Origin of the sequence: Pseudomonas fluorescens (genome assembly GCF_000968015.1) — a bacterium.
GTDB classification, from domain to species: Bacteria; Pseudomonadota; Gammaproteobacteria; order Pseudomonadales; family Pseudomonadaceae; genus Aquipseudomonas; species Aquipseudomonas fluorescens_W.
In genome coordinates this window covers 22,237-36,652 of record NZ_LACH01000076.1, presented here as the reverse complement: position 1 = coordinate 36,652, position 14,416 = coordinate 22,237, and the positions used below count along the sequence as shown (strand labels likewise).

Below are 14,416 nucleotides of genomic sequence, written 5' to 3'. Positions count from 1 at the left end.
GGACGGCCTCAACAGCAGGGGGCCGTCAGCGACAAACTGTCTGCCAGGCGCCTGGCCTGCTGAGTCGCGTCCTCACGCGCGCGCCGATCAACGTCTTCCCCCAGGATGGTTTTCTCCACAATCACCGAATGCACATCCGTGACGCCGATAAATTTCAGCCAGGCTTCCACGTAGGGCTTCTGGAAGTCGAAGCGCTCCGCAGGTGTGATCGACTGCGCCGAAAAATCCAGGCCGCGGGCGTACATCACCACAGCGAGTTTGTTGTGCAGCATGCCTTCCAGACCGCGTTCCGGGTCAACGCTGAACAGAATGTCTTTCTGCGATACCAAGTCGATGAAGTGCTTGAGTTTGTACGGGATGCTGAAATTCCACAGCGGTACGGACATCACCAGTACATCCGCGCGGTGTAGGTAACTGGCCAACTCTTTTAACGTGTTCCACGCGTCTTGTTGGGCGGTGGTCAACGGCGTGCCATTGAGCCCGGCGTATTTGGCCTCCATGGCCAGCTCATCGAATTCCGGCAGAGCCATGTTCCAGAGGTCGAGGGTGATGACTTCGGTGTCCGGGGTGTTTGCTTGATAACGCGCGATGAAGCTGCGGGCGACTTCAAGAGAAGCCGAACGCTGCTTGCGTGGAGAACACTGAATATGAAGAAGAGTCGTCATGGCACACCTTGAATGAAGGAGGAGCAGGGCAGGTGGGAGCATTGCAACATAGTTGCATTTGAAATATAAATCGTAAATTCCTACTCGATTGATCACGTATAAAACTATGTTCGACGCTCTGCTGCTCAAGACATTTGTCACCGTCGTCGATGAAGACGGCTTCAGCCGTGCCGCCCAGAAGCTGCACCTGACTCAGTCGGCGGTCAGTGGCCACGTGCGGCGATTGGAAGAACAGATTGGTAAACCCCTGTTGACGCGCACCACCCGTTCCCAGCAACTGACGGCCGATGGCGAGCGTCTGGTCTCTTATGCGCGCACGATCCTCGCGCTCAACCGTGATGCCTGGACAGACCTGACACGCACGCCGTTTCACGGGCGATTGCGTATCGGGGTGTCGGAAGATTTTGTCGAGTCTCGATTACTGCGCACTGTTCAGGATTTCGCAGCGCAGTACCCCGGCATGGAGATCGAAGTGCAGGTGAACATTCCGGGTACGTTACTGGCGCTGATGAAGCAGGGGCATCTGGAAGTGGTCATCGGTTCGCTGTGCGAAACCAGCGAAGCGGGGCTGTTGCTATGGCAAGAACCGCTGGTGTGGGCCTGGTCGGCGCAACCCGTCGCCCGGTTACCCACGCCGTTGCCGCTGGCCCTGTTCCCCGAACCGTGCCCTTATCGCGAGGCCGCGCTGACGAGGCTGGCCCAGGCGGGAATCGCCCAACGCACGGCGATGTTGTGCAGCAGCACTGCCGGGTTGCGGGCGGCGGCCCTGGCAGGCTTCGCGGTAGCGCCCATGCCACTCAGTCAGTTGGGGCAAGGATTGGCGGTTGTTGGTGTAGAACATGGGTTGCCGGATTTGCCGGATGCGCAATGTCGACTGTTTACATCGCCTGATGCGGATCGGGGGATTGTGGCTGCGGTTACTCAGGTTATTTTGGAGTACTGCTCGAAGCGGAGGGCTTGATTGTCATTTCAAGGGTTTGCTTGGACGTCTCGGGTACGCGGTCTTTGTTTTCCTGAGGGAAGGTCAGCCGTCTGTTGGATGTTGGTGAACCACTTCGATCATGGACACAAAAAAACGGGCGCCCATTGAGGCGCCCGTTTTTACCTATTCCTTCACCTGCGCTCGCAAGCGCCGACCAATCACGTCCATCAAGTCACAGCCGTCGCGTAATGGAATGACCAACAGCTGAGAAAAGTCTTTCAACACCACCGTGTCGCAACCGAGTTCGGCACGGTAGGCGATGTTTTCCAGCACCTGCGTGACCGTGCGGATGCGGTAATCGGCCATGGCTTGCAAGACGTCGAGAGGGGCTTGGGTGTCGATGAGCAGGGAGGCCGGGATCAGGTCGATTCCGGTGAGGGGCATGTATCTTTCCATAGGTGAGATCTCGTTCAGTTAGATGAGACCGCCAACAGATCGTCGCCAAACGAATAGGGTGGCAGTTGCGCGCAGGTTGGCGAACCGGGAACGAGTAACCGGCAGACCCGAAGGTCTCCCGCGCGCAACCGCCATAGTACAGCGGTTTTGCAGTTGCGACGACGTCTGCAAATGAGCAGGCGGCCCTCGCATTCGTATCTCGGCTCACCAAACCCGAATCGCTATTTCGGGCGACGAGATGGACTATAGGCTTCATCAGAACGGCGGGAAAGGTGAGGGATTCCGAGGTTTGTGTAGGAATTTTTATGCCGTCCTAGGACCAATAATCAACGTTGCTCAATTGGTGGAAATCAACTCAGATACATTCATTTACGTTCGTTCATCACCGCTAACGTTATCCTCTAGAATCCCAACCCCGCAGCCGAGCTGGACTTCCACCCAATGCAAACCCCCACCCCCCTCTGGAAAACCTACCTCCTTTTCCTGGCCCCCATGGTCCTCTCCAATTTCCTCCAATCCATGTCGGGCACCATCAACAGCATCTACATCGGCCAAATGCTCGGCACCCAAGCCCTGGCTGCCGTGTCCGGGATGTTCCCCATCGTCTTCTTCTTCATCGCCTTGGTCATCGGCCTCGGCGCGGGTGCGGGCGTGCTCATCGGTCAAGCCTGGGGCGCGCGTGAGCCGCATCTGGTGAAAACCATCGCCGGCACAACGTTGCTGTTAGGTGCAATGATCGGCCTGACAGCAGCGGTACTCGGCAGCGTGTTCGCAAGGCCAGCGCTGGAAGGCTTGGGCACACCGGCTGACGTTATCGACGACGCCGTGTCTTACGCCCTCGTGATGATGTGGATCATGCCGTCGCTCCTGGTCTACGTGCTGTTCACTCAACTGCTGCGCGGGGTGAGCGATACGGTGTCGCCGTTGATTGCGTTGGTGGTGTCGACGTGTATCGGGTTGGCGCTGACGCCGGCGTTGATTCGGGGTTGGTTCGGGTTGCCGATGATGGGGATTCAGAGTGCGGCGTATGCGGGGTTGGCGGGTAACTTGTCGGCGATGGGGTGGCTGGCGTGGCGGTTGATTCGCAAGGGGCATCCGTTGGCGCCGGATCGGGAGATGTTTGCGGCGATGCGGCTGGATCTGGTGATCCTCGGCAAGGTGTTGCGCATTGGGTTGCCGACCGGGTTGCAGATGGTGGTGTTGTCGGTGTCGGAGCTGGTGATTCTGGCGTTGGTGAATCAGCACGGTTCGCAGGCGACGGCGGCGTATGGCGCGGTGACGCAGATCGTCAATTACGTGCAGTTCCCGGCGCTGTCGATTGCGATCACGGCGTCGATCCTCGGCGCTCAGGCGATTGGGGCAGGGCGCCTTGAACGCATGGGGCCGATTCTGCGCACGGGGCTGTTGATCAATGTGTGCCTGACCGGTGGCTTGGTGGTGCTGGGTTATCTGTTGTCGCACTGGTTGCTGGGGTTGTTCCTCACGGATGATTCCACCCGGGCGAAGGCGGAGCATCTGTTGCACATCATGCTGTGGAGTCTGTTGGTGTTCGGCTTCCAGGCGATTGTCGGCGGCATCATGCGCGCCAGTGGTTCGGTGCTGGTGCCGATGGCGATTTCGATTGTGTGTGTGGTCGGGGTGCAGTTGCCGGTGGCGTATGTGCTGGACGGGCACTTTGGGTTGCAGGGTGTGTGGATGGCGTTTCCGGTAGCGTATCTGGGGATGCTGGTGTTGCAGACGGCGTATTACAAAATGGTCTGGCAGCATCAGAAGATTGAGCGGTTGGTGTAGGCGGGCAGGAGGTAACGGTGCTGAACATGCAGATGATTAAAGTAGACGATAACGGTCTTGATCAGCTCCGTGATGCTCTGCGTCAGGCTGCATTGCCCTGCGATGATGTCAGCGAACCAGGCCGGCAGTTTTACCGTTTCGAAGTGGCGGGGAAGTGGGTGGCTTTTGGAGGGCTGGAGGGTTCGGCTCCCGACCTGTTGCTTCGTTCAATGGTGGTGTGTGAAGCGCATCGTGGAGAAGGGCTGGGCCAAGCCGTGTTGTTTGCATTGGAACAATGTGCGGCCTCACAAGGCGCACTTCGACTGCATTTGTTGACCCAAGGTGCCGCCGGTTTTTTTACCGCCAATGGTTACGAACAGTTCGACAGGCAGGCGGCGCCTGTTGTCATCACCCAAACAGCCCAGTTCAAACATTTATGTCCGGCGTCTGCGAGTTATCTAAGAAAAACGTTAAGTGCTCCGGTTCCATAGACCGGCGAAGTTACTCGAACAACTTATCTTAAAACGACAACTTCGGCTCCCGTATTGGCGCTGGCGATATTACCATCCCCTCCTCGACGAGTGGAATGGCAAAAAGTATGACTGTTTCAGTGGGGGCAGGTCCTAAATATAAGCAGTTAGCTTTTGCACTTTTCGTAAGTAACCTAACAACTAATGGATCCAATGAGCGCTATTAGAAACCCACTGTCATTCACCAGCCCAGTTGTCATGGGGCTGACAGGGAAGTTGATGAGTTAGTACCGGCGATTGCGGCGTTCTCAATAACCGCCGTTTGTCGGTGGTTTGCTCAAAAAATGAACATTCCAGGATCCCCGGCCTCTGATCCTGCAGCACGTCACCCAAGACCTGCTCCTGCAGCCGCAGAAAAGAAGTGGAAAATTAACCTCATGTGCATTGAATGCTAATGGGGGTTTTTTTACCCGGAATTCAGGAGGCAATACATAAGCCGGTCATTGATTTGCCAGGCGAATCAATGGGCTAAGCAGTGCCAGGTCTATGAGTTGGCATATCTTATAAAAGTAAGATCGCGCAGGGTTTTGAAGAGTTGAATGCCCTGTTGAATATTGATCTGTACTATCGAATAAGGTGGAGAAAGTACCGTGGCGATAAATACAATTATGAGCCTGCTCGAAAATAAAGAGTGCATGGAATTTTTACGGTTGGGCGTTATTTACGTTCATTTGGTATCGTGTTGTGTGGCCATTGGTTTGGTATTGACCAGTGATATTGCGATGGTTAGAGACTTGTTGAAACGGAAGACATTCACTGAGCATGATAATGCTCACATGGAAAGTCTTCAGAAGTCTGTCATCGCTGCATTGATAGCGTTGTGGGTGACGGGTGCCGCGATCATCGGTATCGATTACCTGGAAAAAGGTATGGATTACTTTATGAATCCAAAGCTTCACGCCAAAGTGATTATTGTCGTGTTGCTGAGTTACAACGGCATCTTGTTGCATCGCCTGGTATTGCCCGCGCTGCAAAAGGCCGGTTCTTTGCTCAAACTTGGCTTCAGCGCACGGATGCTGGCGCTGTTTTGCGGCTCGCTGTCGGCTGTGTCCTGGATGTATGCGGCCATGCTGGGCGTCGGGCGTCCGTTGGCCTGGAAATACTCCCTTTCCGAACTGTTGATGGCGTATCCGGTACTGATTGCACTGGGTTTCCTGACGATGCTGGTGTTGACTCAGCGTTTGAAACTACAAGACTCCGTCGTTATTTCTCCACGGACAGTAGCGAGCGCATGTTAGGCCTTGCCTAGTCCTGAAACAGGTTTACACCTGATTCACCCTAACGCCCGGTGCACCGCATCGGGCGTTTTGTATTTTAAGGACAGGCACGTGCGTCGTGCATGTGCTTGATGTCAGCCACCGTCAGACCGACAATCCTGAGAGACCGTGTGATGCCGAAACCGACAGGCGTGATCGCCTGAGGAGGTTTTCAAATGAGTCCCTCATCGCCCACCCTCCTGCAGGACCGGGCCGCTGCCGGTCGACGCCTGGTGGAGCCGTTACTCGAATACGCGCATCGACCCGATGTCATCATCCTCGCCTTGCCCCGTGGCGGTGTGCCGGTCGCCTATGAAGTGGCCGCGGCACTGGACGTTCGTCTGGACCTGATGCTGGTGCGCAAGCTGGGTGTTCCGTCTCATCAAGAATTTGCCATGGGCGCCATCGCCAGCGGCGGCATCCAAATCCTCAATGAACAGGCGCTGCGGGTTCACCCGATTGCCCCGGCCACGTTCGATGACGTCGTCGCACGGGAAACCCGGGAGCTGCTACGCCGCGAGCAGGTTTACCGGGGAACGCGCGCGCCTGTGCAACTCAAGGATCAGGTAGTGATCCTGATCGACGACGGCCTGGCGACAGGCGCCTCGATGATGGCGGCGATCCACGCAGTGCGTGTGCACGCGCCGTCACGCATTGTCGTCGCCGTGCCGGTGGCGCCGATTGAGACGGCGGAGGCGCTGCGCAGCGAGGTGGATGAGCTGATATGCCCGATCCTTCCCGACTGGATGATGTCGATCAGCCGTTGGTACATGGACTTTACCCAGACCTCGGATGCCGAGGTCATCAAGCTGTTGCAGCGGGCGTGGCAGCGAGAGTCCAGTTCCGCGCAGCAGCGTATCGGTGATCAGTGACAAAGTTCAGAGCCCTCACTGGATAACGCGTTGCCCGGCGTGCTTCACTCAGCGTTCTCGAGTCAAGGATTCTTCCATTGCGATACGACCTCACGAGCCTGGATCTTTTCATCACTGTGGCGCAGGAGCGCAACCTGACCCGCGCGGCCCGGATCAAGCACCTGGCGGTGTCGGCGATCAGTAAGCGGATTACCGAGCTGGAATCCCAGGTCGGCGCACCGCTGTTGATTCGCAATGCTCGGGGTGTAGAGCTGACACCGGCCGGGCAGTCGATGCTGTTTTATGCGCGGCAGTTGAAGCAGACCCTCGAACAGCTCGACAACGAATTGGGTGACTACGCCACCGGGATCAAGGGGCATGTGCGTATTCATGCGATTACTTCGGCGCTGTCGCAGTTTCTGCCGGATGACGTGGCGGGTTTTGTCGCGCTCTATCCGCTGATCAAATTCGATATCGAGGAGCGGGTTGGCTCTGCGGTGATTCGCGCGGTGGCGGACGGCCGTGCCGATCTGGGCATTATTGCCGTACAGACCGCCGCTCAAGGTCTGGAAACGCTGCCTTATCGCAATGACGAGCTGACCCTTGTCGTGCCGGCCGATCATGCGTTGGCGTCGCGAAAATCGGTTCGCTTTAAAGAGGTGCTGGAGCATGAATTTGTCGGGCCGCACCTGGAAAGCTCGATGCACACGTTGCTGACCAGCGAAGCGGAAAAACTGGGCATGGCCCTCAAATTGAGGATTCGCATCAGCAGTTTCGATTGCATGTGCCGGATGGTGTCGTCCGGTCTGGGCGTGGCGGTGCTTCCGCGCAGCGTCATCAATCAGTACCTGCGCAGCCATAAGTTGAAAGCGGTGACCCTCGATGAGCCCTGGGCGCAGAGGTCCTTGTTGCTGACTTTCAAAAAATACGATGCAGCATCCCCGACTTTGAAGACCCTGATCGATCACCTGAAATTGCCGTCGGAGTAATACAAATCCCCCGATAGCGGTGGTTCAGCTGGTATTGATGTTGACTGTGCTGCCGTCATCGCGAGCAAGCTCGCTCCCACAGGGGGTTGTGGTGAACGCAGCCCTTGTGACCGGCCGAGGGCAAAATGTGGGAGCGAGCTTGCTCGCGATAGCGGTGGTTCAGCTGGCATTGATATTGACTGTGCGGCCGTCATCGCGAGCAAGCTCGCTCCCACAGGGTTCGGTGGTGAACACGGTTCTGGTGAACACCCGGGAGCAAAAGGTGGGAGCGAGCTTGCTCGCGAAAGCGGTGGTTCAACTGCCATTGATGTTGACTGTGCTGCCGTCATCGCGAGCAAGCTCGCTCCCACAGGGGGTTGTGGTGAACGCAGCCCTTGTGACCGGCCGAGGGCAAAATGTGGGAGCGAGCTTGCTCGCGAAAGCGGTGGTTCAGCCGGCATTGATGTTGACTGTGCTGCCGTCTTCGCGAGCAAGCTCGCTCCCACAGGGTTCGGTGGTGAACACGGTTCTGGTGAACACCCGGGAGCAAAAGGTGGGAGCGAGCTTGCTCGCGATAGCGGTGGTTCAGTTGGCGTTTATGTTGACTGTGCTGCCATCGCGAGCAGGCTCGCTCCCACAGGAACTGCGCCTTCGAGCGTTCTCCGATGGAGAACGCTGCCGTGGTAAACCATCAATTTTCATCTGCTTCGACTGCTCCTAGTATCGGCTTATCAGCGGTGGAGTTCGGCCAGTCCGACCCCCGTGACAACGATAATAAAGCCGAGCGATACGAGCATGAACGAGCCTGCACACGACCTTCTCTCTGATCTGGTCATCGACCGCGAGTCATTCGTTTACGTCGATCTGCACAAGATGCTTTCGCCCGCCCAGGTCGCGAAGCTTCCGTATTCAATTCGCATTTTGCTGGAGAACGTCGCTCGTTGTTCACCAGAGGCGTTGCCCTCGGTCCTCGCCCGCGCCGTTGGCCAAGGGCCTGATTGCGAAGTGCCGTTTCAGCCCAATCGCCTGATGTTCCACGACACCACTTGCTTGCCGGCGCTGGCGGATTTCGCCGGCATGCGTGATGTGGTGGCGGAGTTGGGGGGTGATCCGAGCGCGATGAATCCGCTGATTCCGGCGGTGCTGACCATCGACCACTCGGTGATTGTCGAGCGTTATGCCGAAGCCGATGCCGTGGAAAAGAATCTGGACATCGACTTTCGCCGTAATAGCGAGCGCTATCGGTTTATCAAGTGGGCACAGAAGAGTCTCGACAACTTCGGCGTGATTCCGCCGGGCACCGGCATCATCCATCAGATGAACATGGAGGCGCTGGCGCAGGTGGTCTGGGAAAGCAGAACCGAGGATGGCCAGCGTCTGCTGCACCCGGATGACATGGTTGCCACGGACAGCCATACCCCGATGATCAACGCGATAGGTGTGCTGGGTTGGGGCGTCGGCGGGCTGGAAGGGCAGGCGGCGATGGTCGGCGAACCGGTGCCGATCAGTTTTCCGAGCGTGATCGGCATTCGGGTGACCAACCGCCTGCGCCCCGGTGTCACCGCCACCGATCTGTCGCTGCACGTGGCCGAAATCCTGCGCAAGCGTTCGGTGGTGGGCAAGTTCGTCGAGTTTACCGGCCCGGGTCTTTGCACCCTGAGTTGGGCGGCTCGCGGGACAGTCTCCAACATGGCGCCCGAGTACGGTGCGACGGTGGTGTTCTTCCCGTTCGACCAGGAAACCTTGTCGTACCTTGAGTTGACAGGGCGCTCGCCCGAACTGTGCGAGAAAGTGCTCAGCTATATGAACGCCCAGCCGTTGTGGCGCCGGGATGACCTGCAAGAACCGCACTTCGATGAACTGATCGAGCTGGATCTGGCGAGCATCGAACCGAGCGTCGCCGGCCCGCATCAGCCTCATCAGCGGCAGAAGCTGTCCGACGCGGCAGCATCGTTTCGTAATGAGGTGATGGGCGGTGCCAACCTGATTGCCGGGCCTGCCGAGCAACGTTTTTTCGAGCCATCATTTCACGAGCCAATCACTCATGGTGCGGTGGTCATGGCGGCCATCACCAGTTGCACCAACACCGCCAATCCGTCGCAGATGATTCAGGCCGGACTGCTCGCCCGCAATGCCCGCAAGCTCGGGCTGACGCGCAAGCCCTGGGTAAAGACGTCGCTGTCGCCAGGCTCACAAGTGGTGGCGGATTACCTGAAGGAGGCCGACTTGCTCGAGGACTTTTCGGCGCTGGGTTTTGACCTCGCCGGGTTCGGCTGCATGACCTGCATCGGTAACTCGGGGACGCTTGAGGAGCACGTCGAAGTGTTCGCCGATCAAGGGCTCAAAGGCGTCGTGGTGTTGTCCGGTAATCGCAATTTCGAGGGTCGGGTAAACCCCAAAGTCCCAGCCGGTTACCTGGCATCTCCGGCGTTGTGTGTGGCGTATGCCATCGCCGGGACGATCGATATCAACCTGGATGCACAACCGTTGGGGCACACCCGCGACGGAAAACCGGTGTACCTGCGCGATCTGATGCCGACCGATGCTGATGTCGCGACTCAAGTGATGGAGGTGGTGAAGCCGGCGTTTTTTCAGCAGCGTCTGGCCACGGTCTGGGACGGCACCCATCACTGGCAAGCCTTGTCCGCCGAGGGCAGCGTGCAGTTTCCGTGGAGCCCGCAGTCGACGTACTTGCGCCGCCCTCAATACCTGGCGGATATCCAGGCCGAGCCGAAAACCAGCCAGGCCATCAACGGCGCGCGGGTGTTGATGGTGTTGGGTGACAACGTCACGACCGACCATATTTCTCCTGCAGGCGCTATTCCCGCCAACAGCCTGGCCGGCCAATGGTTGTTGGAGCGCGGCGAGGATCCACGGGATCTCAACCAATACTCGACGCGTCGCAGTAACCATGAAGTCATGGTGCGCGGCGCGTTCACCAACCCTTCGGTGAAAAACCTGCTGCTGGGCGACAACCAGCCGGGGCTTGGCGCCTGGGCGTGGAACGCGGATCACAGCGAGTGCCTGCCGTTGTTTATGGCCGCCAAAAGCTACGCCGAACAACAGCTGCCGATGGTGATGTTCGCCGGTATCAACTACGGCGCCGGTTCAAGTCGTGACTGGGCCGCCAAGGCGCAGGCGCTGCTGGGCGTGAAAGCCGTGGTGGCCCGCAGCATCGAGCGGATTCACCGCAGCAACCTGATCGGCATGGGCGTCATTCCGTTGCAGTTCAAACCGGGGCACACCGTCGATGACCTGGATTTGCAGGGCAACGAGCACTTCGATTTCCTCGGGCTGGATGAACTGAACGTCGGCGACAACGCCGTGACCCTGGTCATTTACCGCGCCAGTGGCGAACCACAACAGGTCGAGCTGGCCGTGCGCATCGACTCGTTGCAGGAGATCCGCTACCTCATCAACGGCGGGGTTCTGCCCTTTGTGATCCGCAAAGTGGTGAAGCGAACGCGCCACTGACTCGACCGCCGGGCTTGATCCCGAGGCCTGGTATTTGCTTTTAACAATAATAAGGAACAGCCACTATGCAAGGCGACGATAAAGACGCGGGCACCCCCGTACCTGACAAGTTCACCGGCGCAACACGCCGCACGTTACTTATACAAATGGGCGCAATCGCCGGAGCTTCCATGCTGGCGTCGCTGTTGCCCGTCAGCTTCGCTCACGCTGACGCTTCAAATAAAAAGTCATCTGTAAGTCGGAGAACAACCCCTATGTACGCCTATGTCGGATCGCGCACGACCAAGGAGCGAAACGCCCGAGGTGAGGGCATCAGCGTCTACGAAGTGGATCAGGAGAAGGGCACATTGACCCTGGTTCAGGTGGTCAAGGACCTGGTGAATCCATCGTTCCTTGCGCTCAACCGCGCCTGCGACCGGCTGTACACCGTGCACGGTGACAAGAGTGACGTCAGCGCTTTCAGTATCGACAAGGCCACCGGCAAACTGACCTTCATCAATCAGCAAAGCTGTGAAGGCAAGAACCCGGTGCATCTGGCACTGGACCCGACTGAACGTTTCCTGGTGGTTTCAAACCACATCGCCGGTTCCCTGGCGGTGATGAATGTGGCCGAGGATGGCTCGCTCGGTACGCTCAATCAGCTGCTGAAACTGGAAGGCCCGATGGGCCCGCACCGGGTCGAGCAACCGTTCTCAAAACCGCATTTCAACCCGTTCGATCACACCGGCAGTTTTGTGTTGGTGCCGGACAAAGGCCTGGACCGGATTTTCAGTTTCCATTTCGACAACGGCAAACTCGTACCCGCCGATCAACCTTTCGTGACCACGCGAGAAGGGGCCGGCCCCCGGCACCTGGCCCTGCATCCCACTGCGTCGTTTGCCTATGTCGTCAACGAGCTGGATTCGACGGTGACGACCTATCGATTCAACCCGCAGGATGGCTCGTTGAAACCGCTGCAGGTGGTCACATCGCTGCCGTCGACGTTCACCGGCAACAGCCGCGCCTCTGAAATCGAGGTCGATCGCAGTGGGCGTTTTGTCTACGCCTCCAACCGGGGTTATGACAGCGTGGCCGCGTTTGCCATCGATCAGAAAACAGGGTTGTTGAGCCCGGTCGAGTTCATGCCGACTGACGGCAAAACGCCGCGCTTCTTTACGTTGACCCCCAATGAACGTTTCCTCTTCGCGCTCAACGAAGACAGCGACACCATCATCTCCATGGCCGTAGATCCGAAAAAGGGCGGGCTGAGCAAGACAGGGTTTTCGGTTTCGACCGGAAGCCCGGTGTGCATGGTTTTTTCTGCCTGAGCATTTATTAAAACTATACATACCAGTCAGTTAAGTGATTTTCAGCTGCTACGGATCGCGTTACGAATTAACTGACTTTCATTAGTTGCACACCTGTTTGCAGTGAGGTCGCCATGAACAACAATAAGACGCTCGACGAAACCGCGATTGTCCGCAAGGTCACGCTACGCATCATTCCTTTCGTGTTTCTGCTGTACATCGTGTCTTATCTGGACCGCGCCAACATCGGCTATGCCGCGCTGCAAATGAACAAGGAGCTCGCGCTGTCCAGCGAGGCCTTCGGGTTCATTTCGGGGATTTTCTTCATCGGCTATTTCCTGTTTGAAGTGCCCAGCAACGTCATGCTGAACAAATTCGGCGCCAGGGTCTGGATCGCCCGCATCCTCGTGACCTGGGGCTGCATCGCCGCCATGACCGCGTTCGCCCAGACCGCCAATCAGCTTTACATCCTGCGGTTTTTCCTTGGCGTGGCCGAGGCCGGTTTCTTTCCCGGAATCATCGTCTACCTGACCTTCTGGTTTCGCTCCAAGGAGCTGGCGACCACCGTCGCACTGTTCACCGCAGCGATCCCGGTGAGTTACATCATCGGTGCGCCGCTGAGCACCTGGATCATGGACAACGTCGGCTGGATGAACTGGAGCGGCTGGCGCTGGATGCTGTTTCTGGAAGGTATTCCGGCGGTCATCCTGGGCATTGCCTGTTTCTTCTTCCTGACTGACAAGCCCGAACAGGCCAAATGGCTCACGCCTGAAGAAAAGGAATGGTTGCTGGCCGAGCTGGAGCGGGACCGTCAGAGCCGTAAAAACGTCAAGAGCCTGAGCGTCTACAAGACGATGACCAACCCCAAGGTTCTGTACCTGTCGTTCATCTACTTTGTGTACCAGTGCGGCAGCCTCGGCGTCGGCTACTGGATGCCGCAAATCATCAAGAGCTTCTCCGAGTCGCTGAGTCATACCCAGATCGGCTTGATCGCCATGCTGCCTTACATCGTGGCAACAGCGGCGATGATTATCTGGTCGCGCAGTTCTGACCGGCGCAACGAGCGCAAGCTGCACTCGGCGATCCCGTTGCTGATTGCTGCACTGGGGCTGGTAGGGGCGGCTGTGCTGGCCAATCCGTTTGCAGCGATGGCGATGATTTGCATTGCGCTGTCCGGGCTCTACAGTTTCAAATCGCCGTTCTGGGCACTGCCGACGCTGTTCCTGAATCGCTCGACGGCCGCGGTGTCCATCGCCGTCATCAACTCCATCGGTAACCTGGGTGGCTTTGTCGGGCCTTCGCTGATCGGCATGGTCAAGGGCAACAGCCAGAGCGCTGCCAATGGCTTGCTGTTTCTCAGTGCGCTGTTGCTGGTGGGCTTTTTGATGACGCTGTTCATGCGGGTGCTCAACAGAGAAGCCCCGGAAACTGTACCCGCCGCTACCTGGAGCAAATGATGAGTGCTATCACCCCCGCAGTTCTTGAAGATCTCGCCCCGCAAGGCGTCCTTCGCGCCGCGATCAATTTCGGCAATCCGGTACTGGCTCAGCAGGGCCAGGATGGATCGCCACAAGGCGTCTCCGTCGCATTGGCCAAGGCACTGGCGCAAGAGCTTGGCGTGCGTCTGGACATGGTGACGTTCGATGCCGCCGGTAAAGTGTTTGCCGCGCTGGAGGAGGGGGCCTGGAACCTCGCATTCCTTGCCATCGAGCCCGTGCGCGAGCAACAGATCGCGTTCAGTGCGCCCTACGTGATCATTGAAGGCACCTATTTGGTAGCGGCCGATTCGCCCTTTGTGGCCGTCGAAGATCTCGATCAGCCAGGGTTGCGGCTGGCGGTCGGCAAGGGCGCGGCTTATGACCTGTTCCTCGCGCGCACCTTGAAACACGCGCAGCTGGCGCGGGCGGAAACCTCCGCGGCTGCGGTCGACCTGTTCTTCGACAAGGACCTGGATGCCGCGGCGGGCGTACGCCAACCGTTGCAGAAAGTGGCCGATGCAGACCCGCGTTATCGCGTGCTTGAAGGGGCCTTCACAGCCATTCGCCAAGCGATGGCTGTGCCTCGAGATCGAGAGGCAGGTGCCGCTTATGTGAGGGCATTTGTGGAGCGTAAAAAAGCCGAAGGGTTTGTGCACGCAGCCCTGAAGGCCAGCGGTCAGGCGGATGTCACGGTGGCGCCGCAGGCTGCGATCTTTTGATTCGCTGATATTGACTCTGTCCCAAGGGACAGAGCCTAAGG

The 14,416-nt window shown here is 58.0% G+C and carries 12 protein-coding genes; 10 read left to right on the top strand and 2 right to left on the bottom strand.

Annotation, left to right across the window (positions count from 1 at the left end; all coding sequences use genetic code 11):
• Nucleotides 1-8: 8 nt before the first annotated feature.
• Entirely contained in the window at nucleotides 9-665 is a 657-nt protein-coding gene (locus tag VD17_RS28735) for an FMN-dependent NADH-azoreductase (RefSeq protein WP_046056785.1), read from the bottom strand.
• A 106-nt stretch (nucleotides 666-771) separates the two neighbouring features.
• Between VD17_RS28735 and VD17_RS28730 the strand changes: the two genes are divergently transcribed.
• Nucleotides 772-1,626, top strand: a complete 855-nt coding sequence (locus tag VD17_RS28730) for a LysR substrate-binding domain-containing protein (protein WP_046056784.1) — start codon at nucleotides 772-774, stop codon at nucleotides 1,624-1,626.
• A gap of 144 nt (nucleotides 1,627-1,770) precedes the next feature.
• On the opposite strand, the gene VD17_RS28725 is transcribed toward VD17_RS28730, so the two are convergent.
• Complete coding sequence (locus VD17_RS28725; RefSeq protein WP_046056783.1) at nucleotides 1,771-2,043, bottom strand: hypothetical protein; 273 nt, start codon at nucleotides 2,041-2,043, stop codon at nucleotides 1,771-1,773.
• Nucleotides 2,044-2,484: 441 nt separating this feature from the next.
• On the opposite strand from VD17_RS28725, the gene VD17_RS28720 reads away from it, so the two are divergent.
• From VD17_RS28720 to VD17_RS28675, 9 genes are all read left to right on the top strand, one after another.
• Nucleotides 2,485-3,834: an MATE family efflux transporter gene (locus tag VD17_RS28720; protein WP_046056782.1), complete on the top strand. Its 1,350-nt coding sequence runs from the start codon at nucleotides 2,485-2,487 to the stop codon at nucleotides 3,832-3,834.
• A gap of 26 nt (nucleotides 3,835-3,860) precedes the next feature.
• Nucleotides 3,861-4,304, top strand: a complete 444-nt coding sequence (arsN2, locus tag VD17_RS28715) for an arsenic resistance N-acetyltransferase ArsN2 (protein ID WP_046056833.1) — start codon at nucleotides 3,861-3,863, stop codon at nucleotides 4,302-4,304.
• Between the two features lie 629 nt (nucleotides 4,305-4,933).
• Complete coding sequence (locus VD17_RS28710; protein WP_046056781.1) at nucleotides 4,934-5,581, top strand: hypothetical protein; 648 nt, start codon at nucleotides 4,934-4,936, stop codon at nucleotides 5,579-5,581.
• Between the two features lie 194 nt (nucleotides 5,582-5,775).
• Complete coding sequence (locus VD17_RS28705) at nucleotides 5,776-6,471, top strand: phosphoribosyltransferase (RefSeq protein WP_046056780.1); 696 nt, start codon at nucleotides 5,776-5,778, stop codon at nucleotides 6,469-6,471.
• Between the two features lie 77 nt (nucleotides 6,472-6,548).
• Nucleotides 6,549-7,439, top strand: coding sequence for a LysR family transcriptional regulator (locus VD17_RS28700; protein ID WP_046056779.1), 891 nt, complete (start codon nucleotides 6,549-6,551; stop codon nucleotides 7,437-7,439).
• Nucleotides 7,440-8,213: 774 nt separating this feature from the next.
• The gene (gene acnA / locus VD17_RS28690; protein WP_046056777.1) at nucleotides 8,214-10,892 is read left to right on the top strand and encodes an aconitate hydratase AcnA; all 2,679 of its coding nucleotides are present in this window, start codon (nucleotides 8,214-8,216) and stop codon (nucleotides 10,890-10,892) included.
• A gap of 254 nt (nucleotides 10,893-11,146) precedes the next feature.
• Complete coding sequence (locus tag VD17_RS28685) at nucleotides 11,147-12,199, top strand: lactonase family protein (RefSeq protein ID WP_046056776.1); 1,053 nt, start codon at nucleotides 11,147-11,149, stop codon at nucleotides 12,197-12,199.
• A gap of 113 nt (nucleotides 12,200-12,312) precedes the next feature.
• A complete protein-coding gene (locus VD17_RS28680; RefSeq protein ID WP_046056775.1) occupies nucleotides 12,313-13,635 on the top strand; it encodes an MFS transporter in 1,323 nt (440 codons plus the stop codon).
• Nucleotides 13,635-14,375, top strand: a complete 741-nt coding sequence (locus VD17_RS28675) for a transporter substrate-binding domain-containing protein (RefSeq protein ID WP_046056774.1) — start codon at nucleotides 13,635-13,637, stop codon at nucleotides 14,373-14,375. The genes VD17_RS28680 and VD17_RS28675 overlap by 1 nt, the downstream gene beginning before the upstream one ends.
• The last annotated feature ends 41 nt before the right edge of the window (nucleotides 14,376-14,416 follow it).

What these genes read in the sequence shown, in the direction of transcription:
- VD17_RS28685 (WP_046056776.1), top strand. Translation starts at nt 11,147, where the DNA reads ATGTACGCCTATGTCGGATCGCGCACGACCAAGGAGCGAAACGCCCGA.
- VD17_RS28725 (WP_046056783.1), bottom strand. Translation starts at nt 2,043, where the DNA reads ATGGAAAGATACATGCCCCTCACCGGAATCGACCTGATCCCGGCCTCC.
- arsN2 (WP_046056833.1), top strand. Translation starts at nt 3,861, where the DNA reads ATGCAGATGATTAAAGTAGACGATAACGGTCTTGATCAGCTCCGTGAT.
- VD17_RS28705 (WP_046056780.1), top strand. Translation starts at nt 5,776, where the DNA reads ATGAGTCCCTCATCGCCCACCCTCCTGCAGGACCGGGCCGCTGCCGGT.
- VD17_RS28675 (WP_046056774.1), top strand. Translation starts at nt 13,635, where the DNA reads ATGAGTGCTATCACCCCCGCAGTTCTTGAAGATCTCGCCCCGCAAGGC.
- VD17_RS28680 (WP_046056775.1), top strand. Translation starts at nt 12,313, where the DNA reads ATGAACAACAATAAGACGCTCGACGAAACCGCGATTGTCCGCAAGGTC.
- VD17_RS28735 (WP_046056785.1), bottom strand. Translation starts at nt 665, where the DNA reads ATGACGACTCTTCTTCATATTCAGTGTTCTCCACGCAAGCAGCGTTCG.
- acnA (WP_046056777.1), top strand. Translation starts at nt 8,214, where the DNA reads ATGAACGAGCCTGCACACGACCTTCTCTCTGATCTGGTCATCGACCGC.
- VD17_RS28730 (WP_046056784.1), top strand. Translation starts at nt 772, where the DNA reads ATGTTCGACGCTCTGCTGCTCAAGACATTTGTCACCGTCGTCGATGAA.
- VD17_RS28720 (WP_046056782.1), top strand. Translation starts at nt 2,485, where the DNA reads ATGCAAACCCCCACCCCCCTCTGGAAAACCTACCTCCTTTTCCTGGCC.